A 20,407-nucleotide genomic window follows, 5' to 3' on the forward strand; every position below is an offset into this window, starting at 1 on the left:
AAACCAATTGATTGATCAGCGTGAAGCCGTTGCGTTACCAATCTCAGTGGTGGAGTTTACGCAGTGAATTAGCAAGTTGCTCTGCAGTAATATCCACAGTAAAGGCCGCCTTCGCTTGAGCGAATCGATCTTCTAAGAGATCAATCGTTGCCATGAAATTCGCTTCGCACTGAGCCGTGTCAGAGGTTGTTTTCGACGGATCGACTAACCCCCAATGGACCTTTTCGGCGGGCCCAAGAATCAGGGGGCACGCTTCGTTAGCGGCGCTATCGCAGACCGTGATGATAATATCAGGCTGCCAGTCCCCTAGTGCATCCCACGACTCACTGTGGAGGTCTTTGGTCTCATAGCCGCGTTGCGCCAAGTACTGCAAAGACAGCGGGTGAACTTTGCCTTCAGCCGCGCTACCGGCCGAACGTACTTGAACATCGGGAGCGAGTAATTTCGCAGCGATGGCCTCCGCCAAGATACTGCGGCAGCGGTTATGGGTGCAGACAATTAACAGTTTCATCATTCGGTTTTTACTCGCCGCGCTGGGCGGCAACGGCATAGTTACTCGCTCGCTGTGCTTTGTCTACACAGCTATCGAAGCGTTCGATGGTTTGTTGAAATTTCGCGGCCGTTAGCAGCGACGCTGCCTTTGAGTAGCTCACGCTACCTGCAAAGCCCTCGGTCTCGGCGATGTTCAGCGCATTCCAGGCGGCATCCACACTATTTGCACAAGCGGTACGACCATCAACCTTGCCTGCGCAACCTGGAAGTAGTGTTAATCCGGCCAGGGCTGCAATCACCAAACCAGATTTTATGATGGTCTTATTCATAGCGTTAACTTTCCTATAAATTATTGTTTATCGTTTAATCTTATCAGGCTATGGCGGCAGTACCAAGGCGCAGCATCTCATATTATCCAGTCAGTTCAGCAAGACTAAGAGCAATCAATAGCTGAGCACTATAGTAGGTTGACATCACTTGATATTGCGCACTCGGCCATGGCCGCACAAAACGATTAGCCGCAAGTAGTGAGTCCGAGATTGAAAACAGGATCACACCCACTAGCAAGATCAGGCTTCCGCCGTTTAGCCACTGAAGTAGCGTCACGAATAATAGCGCAGCGATGACCACTGCGTAGAGTGCTACCGGAACGCGCTCACGGGCTAGGTGCCTGTGCATTGGCGTATAGATGGCAACTAAGCCGCAGAGCGCAATGGCTGCTGCTATCCAGTGACCGCCGATAAAAGGAGCGCTGCCTCCGGGCATGCCGATAGCGCAGATATAGGCTAAGTGTGCGATTAAAAAGCTCGCTAGTCCAAACCGGAACCACTTGGTCTGCAGCTGCAGGAAAATATCACCCGCGAGGGAGAAGATGAGTCCGGCAGTAATAAGGAGCGCGGCAGATTGAAATGGGCCGCTAAGCTGGTCAATAAAACTGGCGGCGAGTAGCGTAATGAGTAGGGTAGTCAAAGGCTTTAGCATCAGCCTTGCCACGGAGTCGCGTTTACAGACAGAGAGAAATGCGAGCGATGATACGACGATCATGCCAATCAGCAATGACTGCAGAGCGGTTAGATGCATACTTACTTATACCCCTAGTAGTGACCAAAATTGTTTTTATAGTCACCAGAGAATACTGTGTTGGTAGCGTCTTTGCACTCTTCGCTTTCGATCTACTAGGAATAATGAGTTGAATTAGTCCATTAGGGCTAAGAATTATTGACGTAAAAACCGCTAAAATTGTGATCTAAGTGGTGTTTTTAAAGGTAATTGGCTAAGTAGATAACGAATATTCACGCTTTATTCACGTAGCGTTGACGCCCTCTTCACGGCGCTTCGTTAATAGTGCAATCCTCACTTATAGGGGGTTCTCATGAAACAACAATTTACTTTTCCGAAAAAGCTATTAGCTACTGCGGTTATTGCTTCAATGGCAGTACTTAGCGGATGTAATGATGACGATGACGACGTTACGGATGTCGAAGTTGAGCTGGGTTCTGGAAGCATTCGTGTCATTCACGCCTCTCCTGACGCACCAGCAGTAAATGTGCTCGTAGATGGCGAAGCAGCTATCAGTGAATTGGATTACGCGGAGAGCTCGGGTTTTGCTTCGCTATCCGTAGGCTTCTATGACTTGGCCGTGGAAGGCATTATCCCCGGTGGTAACGCTGAGGTCATCACCGTAGATGAGTTTGCGATTGCCGAAGACGATATGACTACCGTTATAGCCGTGGGCGCAGTGGCTGATATCGAACCATTGGTTGTCGGCTCGTCAGAAACGATGCCAGAGGATGGGCAGGTAAGCTTGATGGTAACTCACGCTGCGCCGTTGGCGCCAGCAGTGGACATCTTCCTCACTGCTCCAACTGATGACATTACCAATATGTCACCAAATTTTAACTTTGAGTTTAAAGAGTCTGTCGATGTCGGCGCGGTTGCTGCTGGCGAAGTTCGTATTCGCGCTGCCGTAAACGGTACTGTGGTATTTGATTCAGGCACCGTTGATCTGTCAGGTTTTGCGGGTCAGAAATTACAGGTAACCGCCATTGCGGCCGAAAATCAGGTAGAGTCAGACGCTTCCCCGGTGAAGTTGTTGGTCGCTAACGACACTGATGCGGTAGAGATTCGCGACGCCGCGACGACAGCCGGTGCACGCGTAGTACATGCCTCTCCGGACGCGGCTTCTGCAGCTGGTGGCCCCGTTGAAGTATGGGCTACGTCTGCGGCGCTTGGCGACATGCCAGCGGAGTTGATCGCGAGCTTTGATTATACCGATATCTTCCCAGTGGCTGGTAACTACGCTGGAGTTCCTGGCGGTGACTACGTATTCGATGTCTCACCTGATGGTGCTGGTGTAGGTGGCTCAGTCTTCACCTCGGGTTCTGTCACGCTTGAAGCGGGAATGGAATATAGTGTTGTTGCGACAGGTCGGGTGACTTCGTCGCCGGCTTTCACTTTACTACCTACAGGCGATGCGAATCGTGCTATTGCCACACAGGCTAGTGTAAAGGTGGTTCATGGCGCTCCGGCAGCGGGCGATGTAGATGTTTATGTAACCGCAGCGGGCGAGTACTCAGTGGTTCAGGTTGAGAGCCAAGCAGCGGGGGATCCGTTACTTGATGAGTTCGCCTTTGGCAGTATTACTGATTACGTAGCCGTAGCACCGGGCGCTTATGATATCCGTGTAGTGGCGGGTGGAATGGTAGCCATCAACCTAGAAGGAGTTCAGCTTGATGGCGGTAGCGTCTCTACGGTGATTGCTCGCGGTCCAGCGGAGCCAGCTGGTACTCCAACTGACTTTGGTGTTATTGTTCTTAGTAACTAGTAGAACGTTTTAACTCATCGTAAAACTGATAACACGGCTGAGGCGTCTTCGTCTCAGCCGTTGTTGTAACGGTCGGAAAATTATGTCGCAACGTAAACGATTGCTTGTTATCGAAGATCATCAGGACATTGCTGAGATGATCGTGGACTATATGTCCGCGAAGGGATTTGCCGTCGACTTTGCTGCCGATGGGGTAACCGGTCTTCACTTGGCTGTTACGCAAGAATTTGAAGTGATCATTTTGGACCTGTCGCTACCAGGGCTTAATGGGATAGAACTGTGCACGCAGCTGCGCAAGGTAGCTAAAAAGAGTACACCAGTCATTATGTTAACGGCGCGTGATTCGCTTGACGACAAAATTCTTGGCTTTGAGGTGGGCGCAGATGACTATCTGGTAAAACCTTTCGCGATGCGTGAACTCGAAGTTCGGGTCAATGCGCTGTCCCGCAGACTGGGGCCAGAGGCAACTAGTGAGGTGTTACGATGTGCCGATGTTTACTTCGACCTGGAGCAAATGACCGTAACCCGCAACGGCAAGGCTATTGGACTGACACCAACGGGCTATCAAATTTTGGCTAGCCTACTTCGAGCGTCTCCAGCTTATGTTAGTCGTGAAACATTGGAGAGAGAGCTCTGGGGTGAGGACCGACCAGATAGCGATGCGTTGCGCTCGCATATTTACGCACTTCGAAAAGTGTTAGATCGTCCCTACGAAGACAAACTCATCCAACATAGTACGGCAGGAGGTTATCGCATTGTTGATCCGACAACCTAAATCACTAGGTAAACGACTCTTTATCAACTTTATCCTTCAAGCTGGGGTCATTTCCTTAGCGGCGTTGATGGGGCTGTGGGTGACTAATTGGTTGTTGTCCAACGTACTAGTTGAAGAGGCGCTGAAACGTGAATCCGCGCATTATTGGGCGCTGTTGGAAGAGTCACCTAACGCACCCATGGCGAATTCGCTTAATCTTACCGGTTACTTACTCCCGCGCGATGAGCGGCAAATTCCACCCGGTGTGATCACTGAACTGGAAGGTTACCATGAACTCGGCGGTGGGAGTTTTAATGCCGTTTTCCTCGAGCAGCGAGGTGAGCAACGCTTAGTGTTGCTATTCAATCGTTCGGGTGTTGATGGGCTAATCGCGCTTTATGGAATTCTGCCGTTGGCCTGCGTGTTACTGGTCTTATACCTCGCTTTATGGGCTTCCTACTTGCTGGCTCGGCGAACAATTTCACCTACCCAAGCGCTCGCTAATGCGGTGGCTAAGCTTGATCCAAAAAGACCAAATTCGGAGAGTATTTCAGCGGCTGAGTTACCCAATTATGCGGATCAAGAGGTCCTACAACTAGCCGAGACACTGTCTAGGTTTATTGACCGTAACGAACGCTTTATCCAACGAGAAAGCGCCTTTACTCGAGATGCTAGCCATGAATTAAGAACCCCTATTACGGTTATTTCAATGGCGGTTGATATGCTTCGTAGCACCACCGAGATCACCCCCATCCAAGCTCGTCACGTTGATCGTATTGATCGTGCTTGCGTAGATATGGAAGAACTTACCGACGCCTTCCTCATGTTGGCAAGAGAACGAGAAACGAACACTGAATATCAAACCGTCAGCGTCAACGAGCTGGTAGATGAGATAGCTCGGACCTTTCAGGAGATTCGCGGCAGTGAAAACCTGATAGTGAGTGTACGTCACCAACAGCAGCTAGTGATCAATTCATCTCGCACGGCGGTAAAAATTGTCCTCTCCAATTTGGTGAAGAACGCGGTTAACTATACCGAGGCTGGCGCCGTCACAATCGTAATAGAAGATAATGCTGTGAGTGTCATTGACACGGGTGCAGGAATAAGTGAAGCAAAACTGCCCGGTCTCTTTGACCCGTGGAAAGCGGAGAGCGAGAATTCTCGCTCGGGCTTTGGTGTTGGGCTATCTATTGTTAAGCGCCTCTGCGATCAGTTTGGCTGGAGCATTAACGTTGCGAGCGAGAAAGAGGCTGGCACCACCATTGTGGTGAAGTTCCTCTGATCAGCTACCAGCGCCAGTCAATGCCCACCGAGGCCGTTCTTGGTCGTCCTGGTAAATACCGTTCATTGCCAAAAGCGTAGTCCGCTCTGTTTGCGTAGCGAGTATCTAAGAGGTTTTCAACACCCAGCGATACTTGGATGTCAGCATGAATTTGGTAGTCAGCGGAGGCGGACCAAAGTTGGTGACCGTCATACTCATGCTGATTACTTGCGTCCATGTAGTAAGCGCCAACTAACTGCCACTGCATTGCAGTTGATAAAGCATCGTTGATGCGCCAGCTTAAACGTTGGCTTGCTAGCCACTCTGGCGCGGTATCCACCTGATTGCCGGAGACAATGCTCTCGGTGGTATTTGGACCACCGCTGATTGCTCGAGTGAACGCGTAGGTATGGTTCGCATAACTCATACTTCCAGTCCACAGTAGTCCCTCTGTAAACTGCCAGTTACCTTCTAGCTCAAGGCCAAGGTGTTCGGTTTCACCATTGGCTTCGCTAAATCCATTGGCATCGCGAAAAAATACCCCGCGCTTGCGCATGGCAAATGTAGTTGCTGCGAGCGATAAATCAGCGAGGTTATAGCGCCAGCCAAACTCGACACTGTCTATGACCTCTTTGCCAGCACTGCCTCCGGTTTGATTGATCTGTAGTCGATAAAGATCACTGGCCTGCGGTGCTCGTGCCCCTCTTGCGACGCGGAACCAAAGGTTTTGTTCCGTGTTGAGGCGATAATTTACGCGTAACTTGGGCATAAACAGCTCAAACTTATCTGCACTGTCTTCGGGCCGGTAAAAACGCCCATCAACCCCGGATGTCATGAAGTTCTCGTAGTCATAGCGACTGGCTTCATAGCGCATACCGATCAGCCAATCTAAACGCTCCTTGTGCGTAGCGCTCAACTGAAAGAAATAGCCTAGTGTGGTGGTGTCTACTTGGTAGTCGTAGTGCATCCCTTGCGTATATGAAAAAACGTCTGGGATTAACTGTTCTTCGCGAAGCGAGCCGCGGGTAGCGTCGATATCGATGCCACTATGAAAGGTGGTTGAGCCAGCCTCAGCGCGGTAGTTTGACATAAAGCCAACGCTTTGCTGTTTAGCGTTTTCTATGGCTTGGCTGGGCAGGAAGTGCATGAGTAACTCACTCTCTACTTCGCGATAATAAGGTGTCACTGAAAAGCCTGAATTGCCGAGGGTTAGCTGGCTACGTACACGAAATCCGTCCACTTCCCGGTAGGCATCTGGGTTGGGGTTGGTATAAATCAAGTTGTCATCTTTGTAAGCGTCAGCGCCAAAGATAAAGCCGGCCGTTTGTTGATCGAGGGAGTGTGCGGCGAGACTAGCTTCCATCTCATAGTTATCAGAATTCAACGTACCGCCAATAAGCGCTTTGGCTTGATGGGCGCCGGTACTATCGCGCCAACCTTCATCATTTAAGCCGTAGGCCTTCAGGAAACCAGATTCGCTACTCATTCGAGCTCGAATGGATGACGAAGAGTCACTATAGCTTACGGAGAACTGTTGGCCGCTTGGCTGTTCGTTGCGCACATTAATTACGCCATGGATAGCGTTAGATCCATAGGCCGCACTGCCTGGTCCACGCCAGACCTCAATGCCATCGGCTAATTCCCAGCTTGATTCTAACATGGCATTAACGTTGCCAAACGCTGCAGCGCGCAGAGCTAAGCCGTCCTCGAGGTAGAGAAAGCTGCCTTGCCCGGCTCCAGAAGTGAGAACTGGCGAGCGAATTGCAGTGAGGTGCTGTTGGCCATTCGTATTCTGTAGATTTACCCCAGCGGCTTGGTTCAATATCTGGTCTATTCGTGTAGTAGCTCCAGCATTAAGTGCCTCGCCCTGCAATACGGAAACCGAGGCGGCGAGTTCAGCGAGCGGTTCGCCATTTCGATTTCCAGTGATAACGACTTCTTCAATCGCAGCGGTCAGTAATAACAGATTAATCATGAGTTACTGCGCCGGCGTCAGGCGAAGAATGCTTCCTTCGCTTGAGTCAGTTAGTACATAAATGGCACCATCGGGGCCTTGGCGAACATCGCGGAAACGTGCTTCACGCTCGGTGAGAAGACGATGCTGACCAACCACCTGACCATTCTCCATGTCTACATGGCGAACCTCTTTGCCCGCTAATGCGGCAATCAAAAAGTCACCATCCCAGGCGCTAAACTGAGAATTTTGAAGTTGTGCAAAGCCAGCAGGGGCTATAGACGGAACGTAGTAGAACATGGGTTGTTCCATGCCATCCAACTCAGTATAGGGGGTGATCTGGGCGCCAGAATATTCCGTGCCGTAAGTGATAGCCGGCCAGCCGTAGTTCAGCGCAGCTTCAATCACATTGATTTCGTCACCACCTTTGGGGCCATGTTCATGGACATACAATACGTTGGTATTGGTATCAAAGACAATTCCCTGTGGATTGCGATGACCGTAGCTCCAAATCTCTGCCCGCGCGTCGTCACGACCAACAAATGGATTGTCGGCAGGAATCGAGCCGTCGGCATTGATGCGAATAATCTTCCCCATGAGACTATTTAGCTGCTGAGAATGTTCTCGGTAGTTGTAACCTTCACCCGTGCCGAAGACTAACGTGCCGTCCGGGAGGAAGGTCATTCGTCCGCCGTAATGTGCACCCCCTGATTTAAGGGGGCTTACGGTAAACAGTATCTCTAGATCCGTTAATGCGTTGCCAACCAGCTTCGCCCGCGCAACACGCAGTCCGTTTTCATCGTTGGAGCCCCAAGCATAGCTAAGGTAAACCCACTGATTAGCGGCGAAGTTGGGGTGGGGGAGTGCTTCGAAAAAGCCTGCTTGGCTCTTGACGAACGCTTCGGGAACACCCTCAAGCGCGACGCGGTTTTTGCCATCTTTGCTCACCAACTGAATAGTGCCGCTTCGCTCAGCGACCAACATCGCGCCGCCGGGCAGGAAGCTAAGTCCCCAAGGCTGATTGAAGCCTTCGGCCAGCTCTTCAACATCGTAATTGGCGATAGTCGGTACGTCACTGGGCGCCGGCGATAGCTGTGGTTGGGCGAGCGCGGCGGTGGTAATTACCCACGTAGAAAGAATAAATTGGCGTAGCATGGTGTTATCCCCTTATCAATTCGCTAGGTTGAGGCCAGATAATTTGGATTGGCCTAAACATGGTTTTTTAGCGTAGAGTATTCAATTCATTAATTATTTTATGTGTAGAGCTTAATAGAATATGCCTAATCGACAAACGCTTTTTGCATTTTTAACGAGTACCCTGGTGACCTTCATCCTAGCCTCGCTATTTAATACACAGTTTGTCATTGCTGGCCTCGAGTCCGTTAATGTAGTGGTTCCGTTTAGCGATCGCGCTAGGATGTCATGGTTAGACCTTCAAGGCTTAGCGTTTACCTACGGCATAGTCATCTTGATTGGTTTACTCTTGGCCTTTTGGTTTATGTCTTTTGTGAACCGCTTCAAAGCGCTTCCCAAACTTTGGTTTCCCCTCGGCGGCGCGATTGCCTTTATAGTGATGATTGCCGCGATGGAACCATTACTTGGTGTGACCTTAATTACGGGTGCCAGAACGCTATTAGGTTGGGCTGCCCAGTGCGCCGCGGGAGCACTAGGCGGCTTGGTTTTCAGTTATCTTAACACCCCAGCCGCAACAGTTACTGACTAACGGGGCACGAACTCCAGCACGGTGGCGTTGATGCAATATCGCAACTGGCCGTTGGGGCCGTCGTCAAAAACGTGTCCTAAATGAATGCCGGTTGAAGCCGAGCGCAATTCAGTCCGTTGCATGCCATAGCGATTATCGGTGTGTTCGGTCACCGCACCATCAACGGGTTTAGTGAATGACAACCAACCGGTAGCAGAATTGAATCGATCTCGGGTGTCAAAGAGTGGGGCGCCGGAAAGGGTATCCACGAACTGTCCATCAGGGGTATTTTTGAAAAGATCGTAAGCTTTGCAGAACGCGGCATCCGTCCCTTCATTGAAGGCCACGTTGAAGGCTTCACTCTGACCTAGCTTAAAGGCGCCAAGGGCTCGATAGAAATCCTCCTCTCCCAAAAAACCTTGATGAGCAAACACTTCGCTGCCGTCCTCCAAAAAGAGTATGGTAGGAGTGGCCCAGGTGGGAGTGTTAATGCTTAGCCCATCAAGTTGGTGGGCGAAGCGGAAGGTCATTGGGATACTACCTTGGTAATCGTTTGCCACTTCGGTCTTAAATTTCTCGCAATATGGACAGTAAAACTCAGCATCAATCACTACAATGTGTTTGCCGCTGAGCAGTGCCTCATTGTCTACTAACTCTGTGGTATTGCCACTAAAACGAACGCCGGTGCTGTGATCAGGACAGTAGCCCTCGGGATTCTTCGCCAGATAGTCTTGGTGGTATTCCTCCGCTGAATAGAAGCTTTCTAGCGGTTTAATCTGCGTGGTTATCTCGCCATAACCGGCATTAGTGAGCAGCGCTTGATATTCCTGGGTTAATCTCTGAGCAACGGTGCTTTGTAGCGGTGTGGTGGTGAGGATAATAGAGCGATACTGGGTGCCAATATCATTGCCTTGGCGATTTCCTTGGGTGGGATCATGTTGTTCGTAAAAGGCTTTAATTAATGCTTCAACAGAAATAGCATTGGCATTGAATCTAAGCTTAACTACCTCGGCATGGTTGTTGGGGTTAAATCGATTACTCGCTTGGGTGATAGTTCGGTAATTAGGTGCTACCTGGCCGTCGGCGTAGCCGGACTCAGCATCTAATACCCCAGGCATCGCTTCGTAGCGCTTCTCGACACCCCAAAAGCAGCCTGCACCCAGCACGATAGTTTGGATGTTCTCGGTGGCTTCTGCCGAGGCAGGGGTTTGAGCATGAGCCACTATTGAGGTAGCTAATCCAATGAGCAGTAAGCATTTTTTCAACAGCATGATAATCTCCTTGTACAGCCATAATACGTAGCCCCAGCGTAGATTCGCTACGGTAATTTCCACCACGTAAATACCGTATTCTCAGCGGTCGCTGGCAATGAAAAGCAATCAACATGAACCAACGAAAATAGGCGTCATTCACCATAAAAATTCGTCGAATTGTTTTCAGTGGTTCACTCTCTTAGTAAACAAGGAGAACTTGCCATGCTTTCAACCCCTGATTTATGTGACCAATATTCTGAACAGGTAAAAGTGATTACGCCCAACGCTTTTCGTGATTACGGTGCGAAGGACTGTTTCGCCGGTGAGGTGGTCACTATTAAGTGTTTCGAAGACAACTCGAGGGTGAAGGAACAGCTTGCAGAGCCCGGTATAGGGCGCGTACTTGTAGTCGATGGTGGCGCTTCGATGCGCAGAGCATTGCTGGGCGATCTCATTGCGGCCAACGCTGTACAGAATGGCTGGGCAGGGGTGGTGATTTTCGGTTGTGTCAGAGATGTAGAAATCCTCTCAACGCTTCCTTTAGGAATTAAAGCTCTAGCTAGTATTCCACTCAAGACCGATCGTCGCGGAGCGGGGCAGGTGAATATAACGTTAGAAGTGGGAGGCATTCAGATCCAGCCTGGGGACTATCTCGTAGCCGATACCAATGGAGTGGTGGTTGTGCCAGCGCTTATTGGTAGAACTTTAGCCGCCAGTTAGTTCTATCTGAACAATCGAAGCGGTGAGCAGAAACTTTGCTACTAGGTTTCGCCGTCAATTGCCTTGTGCTTTACTTAAGTTATCGTGATGGCTATTGCAAAGGAAAAAGTATGAGGCGCTGGCTTGTATTGGGTGTTGTCCTGCTGGTTACGGGGTGCGATGAGCAGGGCGAATCAGTTGCCTTGGGGAATCTTGAGCGAGAGCGTGTCGCTCACACTGCGCCGGCTCAGGAGGTGATTATCGCCTTGCCCGTGAGTCAAGGTGAAGCGGTGACACAGGGAGATTTGTTAGTCCAATTCGATAGTCGAATCCAAGCAGCTCAGGTTGCCGCGGCCCAAGCAGAGGTGCTTCGTGCTGAGGCTCAGCTGGATAAACTTCGAAGCGGTGCGCGTGTTGAGGAAGTGGCTGCGGCGCAAGCGGAGGTCACTGGCGCTAGAGCTGCTGTAGTGGATGCGCGTCAAAGCTATTTTCGAACAAAAGACTTAGTAGACCGCGAGATGCAAAGCAGAGCAGCACTTGATCATGTAATTGCTCGACGTGATTCGGCCGAAGCGTCCTTGCAAAGTGCACAAGAGCGCCTACGCCAACTAACAAACGGTACCCGAGAGGAAGATCTTCGTATCGCTGAGGCGGAGCTTGACGCGGCGCAGGCAAAATTAGAAGGCGAGCAAAAATTACTCGAAGATCTAAGTGTTCGCGCCACGAGGACGGGAATTTTAGATAACCTTCCTTGGAATCTGGGAGAGCGTGTTACACAGGGAAGTCCCGTTGCAATTGTACTGGCAGGTGATGCCCCCTTTGCCCGAGTCTATGTACCAGAGACTCACCGAGCCGCCATTAAAGTCGGTGATTCGCTCTTAGTTGAAGTGGATGGTGTGGCCAACAGTATACTCGGCGCGGTGACCTGGATCAGTAGTGAGCCGTCATTTACTCCGTACTATGCATTAACTCAGAATGAGCGAAGTAGGCTGATGTATGTAGCTGAAGTTCAGCTACCTGCAAACTATGCACATCTACCCTCCGGACTGCCCGTGGAAGTGAAAATGCCTGAAGGGGCCATTATTAATGAGTGAATGGGCGATTGAGGCCTGCGGCTTAACCAAACGATTCGGTGACTTTGCAGCCGTTAGTGGCCTAGATTTAAAGGTCAAAAAGGGCTCTATTTACGGTTTCCTTGGGCCCAATGGGTGCGGAAAAACCACGGCGATACGCTTACTAACGGGTTTATTAGCTGCCTCAGAGGGTGAGGCTAAACTATTTGGTCAGTCAGTCCTACAAAATAGCGATCAGCTCAAGTCCAAGATCGGCTATATGACTCAAAAATTCTCACTCTTTGACGATCTAACGGTGCGAGAAAATTTGCACTTTGTGGCATCAATCTATGGCTTGTCCAGAGCGGAACGTCGGCAGCGTATTGATCAGCTGATGACCGACTACGATCTCACCGAGAGGGCTGATAATTTTGCCGGATCCATGAGCGGAGGACAGCGACAGCGGTTGGCGCTCGCCGCCGCGACGATTCACCGCCCTCCACTACTTTTCCTTGATGAACCTACCTCGGCAGTGGATCCCGAAAATCGCCGAGACTTCTGGGAAAAGTTGTTTGACCTCTGCGATTCGGGCACTACGATTTTGGTCTCCACTCACTACATGGACGAGGCCGAACGCTGTCATCAATTAGCTATTTTGGAAGCTGGGATAAAACGAGTGGACGGATCTCCGCAACGGCTGATGGACGAAATGAGTGCTAATGTCGTGGAGGTGAGCGGATCGGATCTGCGTGGTGTAAAGCGGGCTTTAGAACTAAACCCGATGATTCAGAGCTCGGCGCAACTGGGCGCCCACTTGAGGGTACTGGTAGACAAAAAGGAGGCCGATCCGCTGCAATGGATGACTAAGCATTATCCTCAGCTTGAGAATAGAGTAGTGCTTGCCCGTCCTTCACTCGAAGATGTGTTCGTCAACTGTACCGGCGGTTCGGGGAGTCGACAATGAACTCCTTGCTTAGAATCTACGCTATTGTATCGAAGGAATTGTTACAGCTTCGCAGAGATAAAATGACCTTTGGTATGGTCATCATGATCCCGTTGATCCAGCTTTTGTTATTCGGTTTTGCCATTAATACCAATATTCGCGATATTCCAGTCGCCGTGGTGGATCAAAGTGGTACAGCCCTATCTCGAACCTTGGTTCAAATTGTTAGCGCTACCCAAGTGGTAGAGGTCACGCACTATTTTGATGGGGTATCCGCGGCAGAGGAAGCCATTCGAGAGGGCAGAGTAAGAGCCGCGCTCGTTATTCCTAGGGATGTGGATAATCGACTTGTTCGTCACCAAGCTGCGGGGTTGGCTTCACCCTCGTCAACGGATCAAGAAACCAGTCGACCTATCGCCCATTGGTTGGTGGATGGTTCTGATACCGTTATCGCTAGTGCGATAAAAGGCTTGAGGGCAATGCCATTGCGAGAGCTCTTTCGTCAGCCAGCCAATAGACAAGTACCAACCTTTGAAGTAACACTGTACTTCAATCCCGAGCAGCGAACGGCGGTTAATGTGGTGCCGGGTCTGGTAGGTGTCATTCTCACCATGACGATGATCATGTTTACCTCAGCGGCCATCGTTCGCGAGCGCGAGCGAGGTAACATGGAGATGTTGATCAATACACCTGTTCGCTCCATGGAACTGATGATCGGCAAAATTGTGCCCTATATATTTATTGGCTTCATTCAAGTAGGTATTATTTTGGGGCTTGGCTACTGGGTGTTTTCTGTTACGGTTAGCGGCTCTCTGCTCGACTTAGCTGTCGCAACCGGATTGTTTATTGCGGCAAGTCTCGCGCTGGGTCTAGTGATATCAACCGTGGCAGTGAACCAGCTACAAGCTATGCAAATGACCGTGTTCGTTTTACTACCTTCAATTCTGTTATCGGGTTTTATGTTTCCCTATGAGGGCATGCCGAAAGCTGCTCAGACCATAGCTGAAGCACTACCGGCTACGCATTTTATGCGGGTAATTCGAGGCGTTGTTTTGCGCGACGCAAGTTTATTTGAACTGCGTGCTGATCTTATTTGGTTAGCGCTATTTAGTATGGCTGGCTTGTTGGTGGCGTCATACCGGTTCAAGAAGCGTCTTGATTAATAGCACGCACCGCGCCTTGGTCGCGTAGTTCTTGGTGACCACTTCAGAAGCTCAAAGACTAAAAAGCCGGCACGAGGCCGGCTTGAGATTCAGACTAGGTATGACTTAGGCGCCGGGTTCAGCCAATACTTCCATCTGCTTGCCGAGGCGAATGGCCCAGCGGTTAAACAAGTTGCGTACGTCAAACTGCACTGAGGTACGATTGTTCATGGATGCTGTGCCAGTATCAAACCCCGCGTCGCGACGGTCTTCAATCACTAGAATTGTCTCAGTGCCTTGGACCACGGTGAAACGAACATCCATCTCGCCCGAGTACTTGGTGTAGTAACGTGAGCCTGGGCTTCGACTTGAGTCATCTTTAGGTGCTGTTGGCTTAATGCGAGTTAAGTCTGCGCTAACTACCGCGTCGGCTTCGTCGGCGGTGGCTGCCACAGTAATGTTGCTGGCCGAGAACGAGTTCTCAACAGATTTTGCATACGCTTCCTGCAGCCACTCCACATCACGGTCTGTTAGCACCCAATCACGATTAACTCGACTGGTTATACTGGTTGAACTGTCCGGTTGGATAATGGTTACATTGGTGAGGTCCATTGGCTCGAAATACACACTGGTCACCTCAGGGTAAGGATTCTTAGCAAAGGCGACGTCAAACTGCTTACTTTCTTGCCCTACGAGTTGATTGGCTTGAATGACAGGGCTAATGGTTTCGCTTGGCGTACCAACGCTCGCGCACCCCGAGACCGCAATGGCCATGATACCGGCAGTAAGAAATTGCTTTAGCATAATGTGTTTCCTCCAATGATCAGAGACGCCTTGTCTCTTGTTTTCTATCCCTATGACCTTAAAAAGGCTCATTCGTTGCCAATGTAAGGGTAATTCGCTAGCCATTCAAGTGAAAGTAGTTGCCAGCGCGTACTCAGCTCACCTTGGGATTGGCGGTGCTGAATGGGTTTTGGCAAATGCCTAATTAAGCGGCTTCGGCTTGTTGTTCAGCGGCGTGCTTTATATCACTTAAGTCTCTAGCTACCATTTTCTTGACTGAAGACTTCATTAGCGGGGCCATAAGTAGCGAAGAAAGCTTGGCGCTAAACGACACCGCTTTGGCACTAAAGCTCATGGCTAATTCGCAACCGCCGGGTTTAACTTGAATCGAAAGCTTGGAGAAGTACTTGGCGCCGTGGTTGTGCGCCTCCACCTGATAAAAATTGAGCGGTTCAGCTCGGGTGATCCACATGGTTTCGGTAGCTTCTTTGCCAAACATTTTTCGTGTTTCTTCCCAGCGAAGCCCAACTAGACCGTTGTCTCCCCGCTTGAGAATACTGACGCTGTCAACATTTGTTAGCCACGTAGCGCAATGCTCGATGTCACTAATAAAGTCCCAGACTACGCTAGCGGGAGCATTTATACGAACAACCTCGTTTACAAGTTCCTTCATCTTGAGCAGCTCCTTCAGCGGCTTGGTACGCGTCTAAAATCCGATACGAACAATTAGCGAGATTGGTTTCCTAGTCATAGCTATTGGCACCAAATACCCCCACACCTAAGGCGCTAGATATATGACGGATCGCTTCCATGGCACGGACACTATTCCCAGCCTCATCCAAACGTGGCGCAAAGGCAGCGATGGCAAATTTACCAGGGACTACCGCTACAATACCGCCACCCACACCCGTTTTAGCGGGTAAGCCAGCACTGAACATCCACTCGCCAGACTCATCATAAAAACCAGCCGTGGCCATTATGGCCAGTAGCTCAGGAACGTCTTCCGCGGCCAACATGCGTTCACCAGTAATAGGATTTTCACCGCCGTTCGCAAGTGTTGCGCCCATGACAGCAAGATCTCGCGTATTCACACCAATTGAGCACTGCATGGTATACACGCGGAGGCTTTCCTCGGGATCCGCGTACAAGCGGTTATCGTTGAAGAGAATATTGGCAATACCTCTATTGCTAGATGCTGAACTGTATTCTGATTCAAATACTTCGTCGAGAATGGCCAGTTCACTGCCCGCGAAGCCTTCTATGTTGCGGTGGATAAGCTCCCAGCGTTGGGCTTCGTCATTTGCTTCAACTAGACTGACGGCGGCTATCGCGCCAGCGTTCACCAACGGGTTAACCGAGCGTTGTTCGTACACCGCGAGGGCTAACTTACTGTTGAATGGCATACCCGTAGGCTCTACACCAATCTTTTCTCGGATAACTTCAGGGCTCTGTTGATTCATAATCAACGCCGCAGTAAATGGTTTGGAAACACTTTGGATAGAGAACCGATACTCAATATCGCCCGCTGTGAATAGCTTGCCGTCGCGCGTGGCAATGACTACCGCGAATAAGTCGCTTGGGACCTCGGCAAGAATCGGAATGTAATCCGCATTTTCGCCACGCTGGTCGTCCTTAAATTCGGCATAAGCCTCATCCACTGCCCGTTGCAGTGCCTCATCGCTGAAGTCGGCGATAGCGTAGTTGGCGACAACAATTAACGCCAAGCACGCAGGCGCTAGTTTTGCAGCAAGCCTTTTGATGTGTATATCCATGAATGCCTTCTCCGAAACCTGTTACTAACTATTAATATAAGCCAAGCAAGCTTGGTCTAAAGTGTCTTTGAAAAACTATACTTAACGGAAAACTGGATGCGCAGATCCTCACTCGAGAAACTGCCATAGTTATCGCGCTGAGCCCACTGAATTTCCGGGCCCATGAAAATATTGCTGGCGGGGTGCCAGAGCAAATTTGCCAAAGCGTATTGGCCCGTTTTGAATTCGGTGGCACTAGCGCTAGCTGGTAGATCATTATCCTGCATCGAATAGCCAATACTACTGGTCCATTGCTGGCTCCAATTTAAATCGATGAAAGCGACAATTCCGAGTACCGGAATGGTTGTGCTTGTTATGTCGCTTGGTGCTGTGCCAGCGGGCTGCCGAACACCGATATCTGCACTGGCATCATTGAGGTAGTTTTGAATGCCTTCACCGTAAACAGCTGATGCTCGGATTACGTGCCTACCAAGGAAGTAATTGGTGCTTAAGTTTAGGCCCCATCCCGTCTCTTCGCCGCTTAGGTCAATATTGCTGTCGCGACTTGTGTCTTTCCACTTTATTTGCCGTAGTATGCCCGCGGCTTGGACATGCCCCCAATCACCCGCCCAGCGATAATGCGCCGCAATATCGGGAAGCTCAAAGTCACCAATAAGTCCTCGGGTAGCTATGAAATCACTAAATTCACCGCCATCACCGGAGCCGCCAGGTCGCTCAATGGAAACGGCGAAACGTGAATCGCCATCACGCCACGGCGTCCAACGAACCTGAACATTATTATAGAAAACCATGCCGCTGGGGCCCCAGTATTCAATGGTGTTGGGGAATAGATCTGCGTCCATGAATACACTGTTGTACTGGCCGGCACCGAAATCCCCGAACTCGCCCCACGCCTTCAATAGATGAAAGGCGGTCTTGCCGGCGTTGTCACCCACCCCAACTAAATCAAACTCTATAATGGTCTTTAGCTCGCCGTAGGCGGTAGGGCTAGTACTAGCAAAACCTAATCGACTTTGACGTACCCCAGAATAGAAATGACCGTCATTGGAATATTCGTTCTCGAATGACGGAAGCTTGGTAGGGCGAAGGACATCTGGCCAATCGGGGTCACTCTGTTTAGTTTGAAAGCCCATGTCGAGCATGGCATGACCATAGAGCCTAAAGCTGTCTTGACCAACCAGCGCTGAGCTACTCGTAGCACCGTTAGTAGGGGCAGGTAGCACCATCTCAGTCTCTAATCCTTGCTCAGTTCCCGAAGACAGCGGTTTAGCCTGACTCGCCTCGGTTGAGGAACTTTGCTGTGCGAGTGCTAACGGAGCCAGCAAGCTCAGCGTGGCGCCAGTAATTAGGTGGCTCGCGATGGCCATAGGGTCTCTCCTGTTTATTATGAACTACCTAATTTTCAGCGTAGACCAAACTGATTTTTTCGCGAAAGTTAAGCGCAAAACAATCCTGAAAAATTGACCTTACGCAACATTTATCGATGGTTTGGTTGGGCGAGTAAGGCCAAGTCAGCGTCCAGATGGTTGGGCCCAGATGGTATTTGTTGGCTAGCGCTATAAAAAGGAGTCCGTCAGGCGTATGATTCGCGCCGAATTTATCCCCCACAGCGCCATTTAAAAGAAGGTATATTTAACCCCGTGGAATTAGTCATCATTGTTATGGCAATTATTGCTTTAATTGCCATTGCGTGTGAAGAAGTCACGCACATCGATAAAGCAAAAAGCACCCTGTTCTTTGGCTGCGCGAGTTGGCTACTACTTTATGTAAAAGCCAGTGCCTCGGGCGAGTCAGCCAGTTTGCAGGAGAGCTTCGATCACAATTTGTTAGAGATCGCCAGTCTATGGCTGTTTCTTATGGCTACAATGACTTTTGTTGCATTTCTAAATGCTCGCGGCCTTATATCCGGCGCCGTTTTAAAGTTGATGCCCGGAGCCCTTTCCTTCAATCGGCTAATTATTTTAGTGGCAGTCTTTGCCGTGCTGCTATCAATGTTAGCGGATAACATCACGGCTACCTTGGTGTCATTGAGTGTGGTATCGGCCTTTAAACTCTCGGACAAGGAGCGGATAAAGCTAGCCGTGTTGGCGGTGTTCGCGGTGAATTCAGGTGGCGTGATTCTAATCACGGGCGACGTGACAACACTGATGATATTTAGCGATGGTCATCTATCTATGGCCCAGCTACTACAACTGCTGCTGCCAACACTGATTGGCGTAATCGTCTTAGTGGTATTAATGATGAGAGGCACTAACCGGCGTGTTGAAGCGGAATTATTCCGAGATAAGTCCCAGCGTTTAGATGTCGTGATCGCGATCCTATTCTTCATCACAATTGTATCAACCATGATCTTAAATATTCTCTTCGCGATTCCGCCAGTGTTGACCTTCCTCTCGGGACTCTCAGTCATGTTCTTAATAGGGGGGTTCGTGAATAAGTATCGCCACGAAATTCATCTGCTCGAGTATGTTCGGAAGATCCAGTTTGATACCTTGCTATTTTTCCTAGGGATCCTGTTGATTGTGGGTGCATTGAAAGAAATTGGCGTGCTTGTCTATCTTACCGAGCTGTTTTTTGCCTTGAGCCCTGAACTATCCAGCTATTTTATGGGTATCAGTTCGGCCATGCTAGATAATGTGCCGTTGACGGCCGCGCTGCTTAAATCTGAACCAACTCTCAGCATTACCCAGTGGCTTGGTCTTACTTACGCCGTAGGGGTAGGAGGATCTTTACTAGTGATTGGCTCGGCGGCTGGAATTGTGGCGATGAGTCGCATGAAGGAGCTGACCTTTATGGCTTACGCGCGTTATATACCAAGGCTGTTCGTGGCCTATAGTGCGGGCTACTTAGCGGTACTCTGGTTAAGCTAATACAATGAAAAACCCCGCTCGAAGGCGGGGTTTGTTGTCTTGTTACTTCGCAATCGCATCTTCATTACAAGCGCTGCGATGGTTGAACCGGGCAAAGTTCAGAACGGAATGTCTTCGTCATATTGGCCGAAATCAGCAGGCCCTGGCTCGGCTTGAGGTGCAGCTTGTGATTGCCCTTCGATTCGCCATGCTTGTAGGCTGTTAAAACAACGTTCTGGTTTGCCTGGCTGAGACCATAGGCGTCCTGACAAATTAAAGTGAACGGTGATGTCGCTACCAACTTGGTATTGGTCCATTAGCGCACATTTATCCTTGATCAGCTCCATTGCGAGGTAGTTTGGGTAGGCAGGATTCTCTCCTTCACCGGTTACGCGGATAACGAATTCGCGCTTTGTAAAACCATTATTACCGTACTCGGTAGTGTCACCAATGCTATGGATCTGACCTTGAACTTCAAAACTTTTTGACATGAATCTATCTCGCTAATTTGAGTCTAACTAATGCTGATACTGTAACGCGTTTAGGGATGCTTTAGTAGCCACTTTTCGGTGGTTATTACTCCTCAACTCTTCGCTTCGCTGTAAAACAACGGTCCATCTTTTCTAGTAACAGGGACTTCGGAAGTGATCCACTCCCCGCGAAAGAACGTTACTAAAGACACAGTCTTACCTAGGAAATCACCATGAATATACTCAGCCCCAAAGCACTGATGAAGTCGAAATGGACGCACCTCGAACCGGTTAACAAAGAGAGGCACTTTATGGTAACCCGAGTGTGCTATGACGAAGACCAGAGAGTTGAATTGTGTGAGCTGGAGGCAGTGATGACAGGGCGGGTACAGGCGATTGATTGGCGCAGCCTAAAGGACAATACTAAATGGCAGCAAGGTTGGTTATAGCGCTGGGA

At 50.0% G+C, this 20,407-nt stretch carries 21 protein-coding genes; 10 read left to right on the forward strand and 11 right to left on the reverse strand.

Going from position 1 to position 20,407, the window contains the following annotated elements; translation table 11 throughout:
* Window positions 1–43: 43 nt before the first annotated feature.
* The 3 genes from DFR27_RS02470 to DFR27_RS02480 all read right to left on the reverse strand — a co-directional run bounded on the left by DFR27_RS02470 (window position 44) and on the right by DFR27_RS02480 (window position 1,572).
* Complete coding sequence (locus DFR27_RS02470) at window positions 44–514, reverse strand: arsenate reductase ArsC (protein WP_245962585.1); 471 nt, start codon at window positions 512–514, stop codon at window positions 44–46.
* Between the two features lie 7 nt (window positions 515–521).
* The gene (locus DFR27_RS02475) at window positions 522–821 is read right to left on the reverse strand and encodes a hypothetical protein (RefSeq protein WP_121875868.1); all 300 of its coding nucleotides are present in this window, start codon (window positions 819–821) and stop codon (window positions 522–524) included.
* 82 nt (window positions 822–903) lie between these two features.
* Window positions 904–1,572: a lysoplasmalogenase gene (locus tag DFR27_RS02480; RefSeq protein ID WP_121875869.1), complete on the reverse strand. Its 669-nt coding sequence runs from the start codon at window positions 1,570–1,572 to the stop codon at window positions 904–906.
* Between the two features lie 292 nt (window positions 1,573–1,864).
* On the opposite strand from DFR27_RS02480, the gene DFR27_RS02485 reads away from it, so the two are divergent.
* The 3 genes from DFR27_RS02485 to DFR27_RS02495 all read left to right on the forward strand — a co-directional run bounded on the left by DFR27_RS02485 (window position 1,865) and on the right by DFR27_RS02495 (window position 5,352).
* Complete coding sequence (locus tag DFR27_RS02485; protein ID WP_121875870.1) at window positions 1,865–3,316, forward strand: DUF4397 domain-containing protein; 1,452 nt, start codon at window positions 1,865–1,867, stop codon at window positions 3,314–3,316.
* Between the two features lie 82 nt (window positions 3,317–3,398).
* Entirely contained in the window at window positions 3,399–4,091 is a 693-nt protein-coding gene (locus tag DFR27_RS02490) for a response regulator transcription factor (RefSeq protein ID WP_121875871.1), read from the forward strand.
* Window positions 4,072–5,352, forward strand: coding sequence for a sensor histidine kinase (locus tag DFR27_RS02495; RefSeq protein ID WP_121875872.1), 1,281 nt, complete (start codon window positions 4,072–4,074; stop codon window positions 5,350–5,352). The genes DFR27_RS02490 and DFR27_RS02495 overlap by 20 nt, the downstream gene beginning before the upstream one ends.
* A 4-nt stretch (window positions 5,353–5,356) precedes the next feature.
* On the opposite strand, the gene DFR27_RS02500 is transcribed toward DFR27_RS02495, so the two are convergent.
* Both DFR27_RS02500 and DFR27_RS02505 read right to left on the reverse strand, forming a co-directional pair.
* Window positions 5,357–7,306 (reverse strand): TonB-dependent receptor, encoded by a 1,950-nt coding sequence (locus DFR27_RS02500; protein ID WP_121875873.1) that lies wholly within the window; start codon window positions 7,304–7,306, stop codon window positions 5,357–5,359.
* A 3-nt stretch (window positions 7,307–7,309) separates the two neighbouring features.
* A complete protein-coding gene (locus tag DFR27_RS02505) occupies window positions 7,310–8,440 on the reverse strand; it encodes a PQQ-dependent sugar dehydrogenase (RefSeq protein ID WP_121875874.1) in 1,131 nt (376 codons plus the stop codon).
* Window positions 8,441–8,561: 121 nt separating this feature from the next.
* On the opposite strand from DFR27_RS02505, the gene DFR27_RS02510 reads away from it, so the two are divergent.
* Window positions 8,562–9,008, forward strand: coding sequence for a hypothetical protein (locus DFR27_RS02510; RefSeq protein ID WP_147434501.1), 447 nt, complete (start codon window positions 8,562–8,564; stop codon window positions 9,006–9,008).
* On the opposite strand, the gene msrA is transcribed toward DFR27_RS02510, so the two are convergent.
* On the reverse strand, window positions 9,005–10,258 hold the full coding sequence (gene msrA / locus DFR27_RS02515; protein ID WP_121875876.1) for a peptide-methionine (S)-S-oxide reductase MsrA: 1,254 nt from the start codon (window positions 10,256–10,258) through the stop codon (window positions 9,005–9,007). The genes DFR27_RS02510 and msrA overlap by 4 nt on opposite strands.
* Window positions 10,259–10,462: 204 nt before the next feature.
* Between msrA and DFR27_RS02520 the strand changes: the two genes are divergently transcribed.
* The 4 genes from DFR27_RS02520 to DFR27_RS02535 all read left to right on the forward strand — a co-directional run bounded on the left by DFR27_RS02520 (window position 10,463) and on the right by DFR27_RS02535 (window position 14,097).
* Window positions 10,463–10,960: a putative 4-hydroxy-4-methyl-2-oxoglutarate aldolase gene (locus DFR27_RS02520; protein ID WP_121875877.1), complete on the forward strand. Its 498-nt coding sequence runs from the start codon at window positions 10,463–10,465 to the stop codon at window positions 10,958–10,960.
* Window positions 10,961–11,070: 110 nt separating this feature from the next.
* Window positions 11,071–12,033: an HlyD family secretion protein gene (locus DFR27_RS02525; protein ID WP_121875878.1), complete on the forward strand. Its 963-nt coding sequence runs from the start codon at window positions 11,071–11,073 to the stop codon at window positions 12,031–12,033.
* Entirely contained in the window at window positions 12,026–12,955 is a 930-nt protein-coding gene (locus DFR27_RS02530; RefSeq protein WP_121875879.1) for an ABC transporter ATP-binding protein, read from the forward strand. Before DFR27_RS02525 ends, DFR27_RS02530 begins: the two co-directional genes overlap by 8 nt.
* A complete protein-coding gene (locus DFR27_RS02535) occupies window positions 12,952–14,097 on the forward strand; it encodes an ABC transporter permease (protein ID WP_121875880.1) in 1,146 nt (381 codons plus the stop codon). Before DFR27_RS02530 ends, DFR27_RS02535 begins: the two co-directional genes overlap by 4 nt.
* Before the next feature lie 105 nt (window positions 14,098–14,202).
* On the opposite strand, the gene DFR27_RS02540 is transcribed toward DFR27_RS02535, so the two are convergent.
* From DFR27_RS02540 to DFR27_RS02555, 4 genes are all read right to left on the reverse strand, one after another.
* Window positions 14,203–14,880, reverse strand: coding sequence for a DUF3313 family protein (locus DFR27_RS02540; RefSeq protein ID WP_170150753.1), 678 nt, complete (start codon window positions 14,878–14,880; stop codon window positions 14,203–14,205).
* A 184-nt stretch (window positions 14,881–15,064) separates the two neighbouring features.
* On the reverse strand, window positions 15,065–15,532 hold the full coding sequence (locus DFR27_RS02545) for an SRPBCC family protein (protein WP_121875882.1): 468 nt from the start codon (window positions 15,530–15,532) through the stop codon (window positions 15,065–15,067).
* A 70-nt stretch (window positions 15,533–15,602) separates the two neighbouring features.
* Window positions 15,603–16,631, reverse strand: coding sequence for a glutaminase A (glsA, locus tag DFR27_RS02550; RefSeq protein WP_121875883.1), 1,029 nt, complete (start codon window positions 16,629–16,631; stop codon window positions 15,603–15,605).
* A 56-nt stretch (window positions 16,632–16,687) separates the two neighbouring features.
* Window positions 16,688–17,998, reverse strand: coding sequence for a DcaP family trimeric outer membrane transporter (locus DFR27_RS02555; RefSeq protein ID WP_121875884.1), 1,311 nt, complete (start codon window positions 17,996–17,998; stop codon window positions 16,688–16,690).
* A 273-nt stretch (window positions 17,999–18,271) separates the two neighbouring features.
* On the opposite strand from DFR27_RS02555, the gene nhaD reads away from it, so the two are divergent.
* Complete coding sequence (nhaD, locus tag DFR27_RS02560) at window positions 18,272–19,501, forward strand: sodium:proton antiporter NhaD (RefSeq protein ID WP_245962586.1); 1,230 nt, start codon at window positions 18,272–18,274, stop codon at window positions 19,499–19,501.
* A gap of 98 nt (window positions 19,502–19,599) precedes the next feature.
* Here nhaD and DFR27_RS02565 read toward each other — a convergent pair whose 3' ends face one another.
* Window positions 19,600–19,971, reverse strand: a complete 372-nt coding sequence (locus DFR27_RS02565) for a DUF3127 domain-containing protein (RefSeq protein WP_121875885.1) — start codon at window positions 19,969–19,971, stop codon at window positions 19,600–19,602.
* Between the two features lie 212 nt (window positions 19,972–20,183).
* On the opposite strand from DFR27_RS02565, the gene DFR27_RS02570 reads away from it, so the two are divergent.
* Entirely contained in the window at window positions 20,184–20,399 is a 216-nt protein-coding gene (locus tag DFR27_RS02570) for a TIGR02450 family Trp-rich protein (protein WP_121875886.1), read from the forward strand.
* Window positions 20,400–20,407: the final 8 nt, after the last annotated feature.

Origin of the sequence: Umboniibacter marinipuniceus (assembly GCF_003688415.1) — a bacterium.
Taxonomy (GTDB): Bacteria; Pseudomonadota; Gammaproteobacteria; order Pseudomonadales; family DSM-25080; genus Umboniibacter; species Umboniibacter marinipuniceus.

Bases quoted from the DNA above. Each gene is read 5' to 3' on its own strand.
- DFR27_RS02470 (WP_245962585.1), bottom strand. From the start codon at position 514: ATGATGAAACTGTTAATTGTCTGCACCCATAACCGCTGCCGCAGTATC.
- DFR27_RS02475 (WP_121875868.1), bottom strand. From the start codon at position 821: ATGAATAAGACCATCATAAAATCTGGTTTGGTGATTGCAGCCCTGGCC.
- DFR27_RS02480 (WP_121875869.1), bottom strand. From the start codon at position 1,572: ATGCATCTAACCGCTCTGCAGTCATTGCTGATTGGCATGATCGTCGTA.
- DFR27_RS02485 (WP_121875870.1), top strand. From the start codon at position 1,865: ATGAAACAACAATTTACTTTTCCGAAAAAGCTATTAGCTACTGCGGTT.
- DFR27_RS02490 (WP_121875871.1), top strand. From the start codon at position 3,399: ATGTCGCAACGTAAACGATTGCTTGTTATCGAAGATCATCAGGACATT.
- DFR27_RS02500 (WP_121875873.1), bottom strand. From the start codon at position 7,306: ATGATTAATCTGTTATTACTGACCGCTGCGATTGAAGAAGTCGTTATC.
- DFR27_RS02505 (WP_121875874.1), bottom strand. From the start codon at position 8,440: ATGCTACGCCAATTTATTCTTTCTACGTGGGTAATTACCACCGCCGCG.
- DFR27_RS02510 (WP_147434501.1), top strand. From the start codon at position 8,562: ATGCCTAATCGACAAACGCTTTTTGCATTTTTAACGAGTACCCTGGTG.
- msrA (WP_121875876.1), bottom strand. From the start codon at position 10,258: ATGCTGTTGAAAAAATGCTTACTGCTCATTGGATTAGCTACCTCAATA.
- DFR27_RS02520 (WP_121875877.1), top strand. From the start codon at position 10,463: ATGCTTTCAACCCCTGATTTATGTGACCAATATTCTGAACAGGTAAAA.
- DFR27_RS02525 (WP_121875878.1), top strand. From the start codon at position 11,071: ATGAGGCGCTGGCTTGTATTGGGTGTTGTCCTGCTGGTTACGGGGTGC.
- DFR27_RS02530 (WP_121875879.1), top strand. From the start codon at position 12,026: ATGAGTGAATGGGCGATTGAGGCCTGCGGCTTAACCAAACGATTCGGT.
- DFR27_RS02535 (WP_121875880.1), top strand. From the start codon at position 12,952: ATGAACTCCTTGCTTAGAATCTACGCTATTGTATCGAAGGAATTGTTA.
- DFR27_RS02540 (WP_170150753.1), bottom strand. From the start codon at position 14,880: ATGCTAAAGCAATTTCTTACTGCCGGTATCATGGCCATTGCGGTCTCG.
- DFR27_RS02545 (WP_121875882.1), bottom strand. From the start codon at position 15,532: ATGAAGGAACTTGTAAACGAGGTTGTTCGTATAAATGCTCCCGCTAGC.
- glsA (WP_121875883.1), bottom strand. From the start codon at position 16,631: ATGGATATACACATCAAAAGGCTTGCTGCAAAACTAGCGCCTGCGTGC.
- DFR27_RS02555 (WP_121875884.1), bottom strand. From the start codon at position 17,998: ATGGCCATCGCGAGCCACCTAATTACTGGCGCCACGCTGAGCTTGCTG.
- DFR27_RS02565 (WP_121875885.1), bottom strand. From the start codon at position 19,971: ATGTCAAAAAGTTTTGAAGTTCAAGGTCAGATCCATAGCATTGGTGAC.
- DFR27_RS02570 (WP_121875886.1), top strand. From the start codon at position 20,184: ATGAATATACTCAGCCCCAAAGCACTGATGAAGTCGAAATGGACGCAC.